The sequence below is a fragment of the Streptomyces yokosukanensis genome (genome assembly GCF_001514035.1).
Lineage (GTDB): Bacteria > Actinomycetota > Actinomycetes > Streptomycetales > Streptomycetaceae > Streptomyces > Streptomyces yokosukanensis.
Genome location: NZ_KQ948271.1, coordinates 1 through 4004, shown reverse-complemented (window position 1 = coordinate 4004; position 4004 = coordinate 1). Strand labels below are relative to the sequence as shown.

Here is a 4004-nt window from a genome sequence, read left to right as displayed (position 1 = left end):
GGCATCGTCTGGGTCTCGATGTACTTCACGTCGGCGTGTTTCCCTTCGCAGCGGGCGAGAGGTCGGCGAGTGGGGCGCCGCGCGCCCCACTCGCTGCCCCCGGTCGGAGGAGTGTTTCTTCACCGGTCGGCATGCGCACGGTGGGCTCGACGACTGGTGTCGTCCGATTGGCGGGGAGGTCTCGGCAGGGGGTCGCTGTAGTGGTGGGCCGTGATCCGGGCCTCGTGCTGTGCGTTGAGCAAGTGGATCAGTAGCATTCCGATGCCGGTCGCGAGGATGAGCGCCGCGATGAGGACGAGGGTCTCCATGGAGCTCATCTCCAGGTGTTTCCCGGCAGCGGGAGGGTGCGTCTGTCCATCGGGCTCCCGAAGGGGGACATGCAGGCCCCGCCCTCGCTTTCCCACGTATCTTCGCGGCGCAGGGTGTCGCGGATGCCGCGCTCGATGACGGCTTCGTCGGCCATCAGGGCGCCGGCGGTGAGGACGCTGCCGGGGATCGCTGCGGCGGCCATCAGGCGGGCCGCGGCGGCGGGCTCGGTCTCGGGCGGGATCACCAGCAGGTCCCAGCGGCCGGCTGTGTAGGAGAGCAGGATCAGCTTGTCGGGGTGCTGTTCGGTGAACCAGCCCACATGCATGGTGTGTCCGGCCACAGGCACCTTGCGCGGGATGACGGGCCAGCGGGTGGGGTTCACGGTGACGTGTGTGATGCGTCCCCAGGCTTTGTCGAGTGCGGCCGCGAGCGGGGGAAGCTCCGCCTCGAGATTGCGTGAATAGGGCCACCAGGCCCCGTCGAGCTGGCCGGCGAGGGTGGACTTCGGGGTGAGGGACAAGCGTGCCGGGAGCTCTGCGGCGAGGTCGCGCGGTGCGGTCCGGTCGGGGGTGGTGGTCATGATGCGGACCTGCCCCCGGGCTGCCCGTCGGCAGCCCAGTTTTTCGTGATCGCCGGAAACGACACCTGCATGGAAACCGGTGTGCGAAGTACTCCCGGTACTTTCACTGTACGCCTGTTCGGCAGGCTTTGACCGTTCTGACCAGGTACTTTCCGGCTGATGGTGCAGCGGGTGTTCAGTGGCGAGGGCGGCGGAAGTACCGTGAAACGACGGCAAGCTCATGCATGTTGCGACCCGGGCACCGGCAGCGGTGCCGGCATGCGACGAGGTTCCAATGACGTCGTCGCGGACCCGCGGCAGCCCCAGCAGCTCCACACGTACTTCGCCACGGCCACCTTCGCCGAACGGCCGAGGGGGTCGACGAGCAGCTGGTACGGCTTCGCCGCGGCCTGTCCGGACGGCTGCAAGTGGCAGCTCTCGGCGAGCTGGATCGGGGCGATGTAGTAGACCTCCGCAGGAGCCCCGAACACCACCCGCCTGCGGACGGCTCATCAGCCCCGTATGCGCTCTCCCGGCGCACGCCGCACCCTGGGTTCATGATCGAGCCGCGCGTTGCCGTGTATCCGCCCGCTGAAGACGGCGGCCGGCGTGTCCGTGTCGGCAGCCACTTCCTGGGGATCGCATACACGGTCCTTGACGTCGTCGAGTTCCTTCGGCAGGCCGGATTCGAAGACGTTGAGCGGGAGGATGTGACCGACACCGGCTGGGTGGAGTGGCAGGGCGGCGGCCCGGATGTGTGGGAGTACTGACCAGGCCATGACGCGGGCAGCAACGCCCGTTGGTGCGCCGGTGACGACGATGAAGGGAGCACAGGGGGTTCTCTGGGGGTGACCGTGTGGCGCGAGGCGAGTGGAGGCCGCTTTGTGCGGCTCAGCGCCCGTGACCGCGAGAACATCGTGTGCAACACCTGTGGCGCTACCGCTGATTCGAGTGGTGCCGGTTCCGCCTCCCCGTCAATCGACATGCGCCGGAGAATCCACCCTGCCCAGGAAGCGAGTCCTGTTCTGAGCTCCAGCCCGTCACCACCTTCGCCGAGCCTGCAAGCGCTGTTCGCCGTCACGGACGAAGACCTGGGCGAGGCTCGGTGCATCGCCGACCTGTTCCCGCACGAACGGAAGATGTTCGCCGACCAGCTGACGTGTCACCCGACGAAAGGCGACGTGTTGCACCGATGAATCTCGGCGACAGGAAGGGCCCGGGCGAGATTGCCCCGCAGGACGTCCCGCCCGTTCGAAGCGTGACAGCCTGTCACCGAACAGCGGCAGGTGGACATTCCGTCCGACGGGCTATCGGAGCAGGCGGGCGTGCCTGGTCCTGAAAGACGGCGTCCTGCAGGACTGCCCACCCCCTGACCAAAGTGAGCCTTATGAAACTTGATCACGTCGCTTATTTCGCTTATGAAAGGATGCTGGGTGGTGAGCAGAATGCCACTCGGAGTCAATGCGAGGAGCGGGGCGATGAAGACGATCGGGCTGATCGGCGGGATGAGCTGGGAGTCGACGGCGGAGTACTACCGGTTCTTGAACGAGTTCACGCGCGACCGACTTGGCGGGCTCCATTCAGCCCGATGTGTGATCTATTCGGTGGATTTCGCGGAGATTGAACAGTTGCAGGTCCAGGGACGCTGGGCGGATGCCGGCGAGATCCTGGCTGCGGCCGCTCGGTCTCTGGAGGCAGCCGGCGCTGACCTGGTGCTCATCTGTACCAACACCATGCACAAGGTCGCCGACGTGGTCGGGGCGGCGGTGTCCATCCCGCTGCTGCACCTGGCCGACGCCACCGCAGGCGCCGTACGGGCATCGGGCCTGCGCCGGGTCGGCCTGTTGGGCACGGCGTTCACCATGGAGCAGGACTTCTATCGAGGCCGCCTCGAAGCGGCCGGGCTCGACGTCCGCATCCCGGATACCGACGGGCGCGCGCTCGTGCACGAAGTGATCTATGAGGAGCTCTGCCTCGGAATTGTGCGGGACGAATCGCGCACTGCTTATCAGAAGGTCATCAAGGATCTCGTTGCTGCTGGCGCGGAAGGCATCATCCTGGGCTGCACTGAAATCGAGCTTCTCATCGGCCCTGGGGACAGTCCCGTTCCGGTCTTCCCCACCGCACGACTTCACGCCGAGGCAGCTGTAGACGCAGCTCTTCCGGGCGCCCGGAACGACACCCCCACGACGCCCGCATCCCGCTGACTGGAGTAACGACCGCGACCGCGTCGCCGACGTGGTTTCCTGGGGCCGTGACCAGGGCCACCGCCACTGACCCGGACGCCGGGGGGTAGCTGACGCCGGGCCTGTGAAGAGGAACGCATGGTACGGGCGGCCGCTCATGATGCGGGGTGGCCCTCGGCCAGGGCGATCAGCTCCTTGGTGCCGTCCAGACGCACTCCGAGCAGGACCAGGACGCACGAGTGCGCCTTCCCGAGCCGGGTCTTCGGGTGCACCCCGTCGGCCCACACGTACACGAAGTCGCGGTCGGACAGGTCACGGGCCTGGAAGGCGGTGTGGTCGTCGCCCCACTGCTTCGTCAGCCGGGTCACGGTAGCTGGCAACAGCCCGGCCGCTGAGCCAAGGAACTGCTGCAGCGCGGGCACGAAGTCCCCGGACGACAGGCCGTGCAGGCAGAGCAGCGGGAGGACCGCGGAGACTTTCGGCGACTTGCGGCACCACGGCGGAAGGATCTTCGAGGAGAACCGCATCCGCTCGCCGGATTCCTCGTCCACGCGCCGGTCGTTCACTCGGGGCGCGGTGACCTCGACCGGTCCGGCCGCGCGGACCACGGTGCGGGGGCGGTGGTAGCCGTTGCGGACCACCAGCGGCGGCCACGCTCGGCCGGCGCGTTGACCGTTGCCTGTGGCGGGCGGGCGAGATATGAGGAAGGCAGGCCCAGGCGGCGTGGATCAGCTTTAGCCTCCAATCGTGAAGTCGGAGGGCTGGTCAGGAAGAGCCTGATTTCGAGAGGCATTTGGTTCTGTGGCATAGCCGATGGCGTTGCATGAAAGGCGACTTGGTGCATGCCTCGTGGCGGTTTTTCGTGGGCTCGTCAGCGAGGCGATGCCGAAGGGGTGCGCACACAGATCAGGGGACGTGCCGAGTTGCTCGAGAACGTAGCTTTCGAGCCT

General features: G+C 67.1%; 5 protein-coding genes and 1 pseudogene. 3 read left to right on the top strand and 3 right to left on the bottom strand.

Annotation, left to right across the window (positions count from 1 at the left end):
* Nucleotides 1-119: 119 nt before the first annotated feature.
* A complete protein-coding gene (locus AQI95_RS44050) occupies nucleotides 120-308 on the bottom strand; it encodes a hypothetical protein (RefSeq protein ID WP_159056783.1) in 189 nt (62 codons plus the stop codon).
* A 5-nt stretch (nucleotides 309-313) separates the two neighbouring features.
* Nucleotides 314-889, bottom strand: coding sequence for a DUF5994 family protein (locus AQI95_RS44045; protein WP_067137113.1), 576 nt, complete (start codon nucleotides 887-889; stop codon nucleotides 314-316).
* A 258-nt stretch (nucleotides 890-1147) separates the two neighbouring features.
* Here AQI95_RS44045 and AQI95_RS44040 point away from each other — a divergent pair, with 258 nt between their 5' ends.
* The 3 genes from AQI95_RS44040 to AQI95_RS44030 all read left to right on the top strand — a co-directional run bounded on the left by AQI95_RS44040 (nucleotide 1148) and on the right by AQI95_RS44030 (nucleotide 3075).
* On the top strand, nucleotides 1148-1333 hold the full coding sequence (locus AQI95_RS44040) for a hypothetical protein (protein ID WP_067137111.1): 186 nt from the start codon (nucleotides 1148-1150) through the stop codon (nucleotides 1331-1333).
* 92 nt (nucleotides 1334-1425) lie between these two features.
* Nucleotides 1426-1638: a hypothetical protein gene (locus AQI95_RS44035; RefSeq protein ID WP_067137109.1), complete on the top strand. Its 213-nt coding sequence runs from the start codon at nucleotides 1426-1428 to the stop codon at nucleotides 1636-1638.
* Between the two features lie 708 nt (nucleotides 1639-2346).
* Entirely contained in the window at nucleotides 2347-3075 is a 729-nt protein-coding gene (locus AQI95_RS44030; RefSeq protein ID WP_067137107.1) for an aspartate/glutamate racemase family protein, read from the top strand.
* A gap of 137 nt (nucleotides 3076-3212) precedes the next feature.
* Here AQI95_RS44030 and AQI95_RS44025 read toward each other — a convergent pair.
* A pseudogene (locus AQI95_RS44025) lies at nucleotides 3213-3698 on the bottom strand (transposase); the annotation flags it as partial.
* Nucleotides 3699-4004 lie beyond the last annotated feature (306 nt).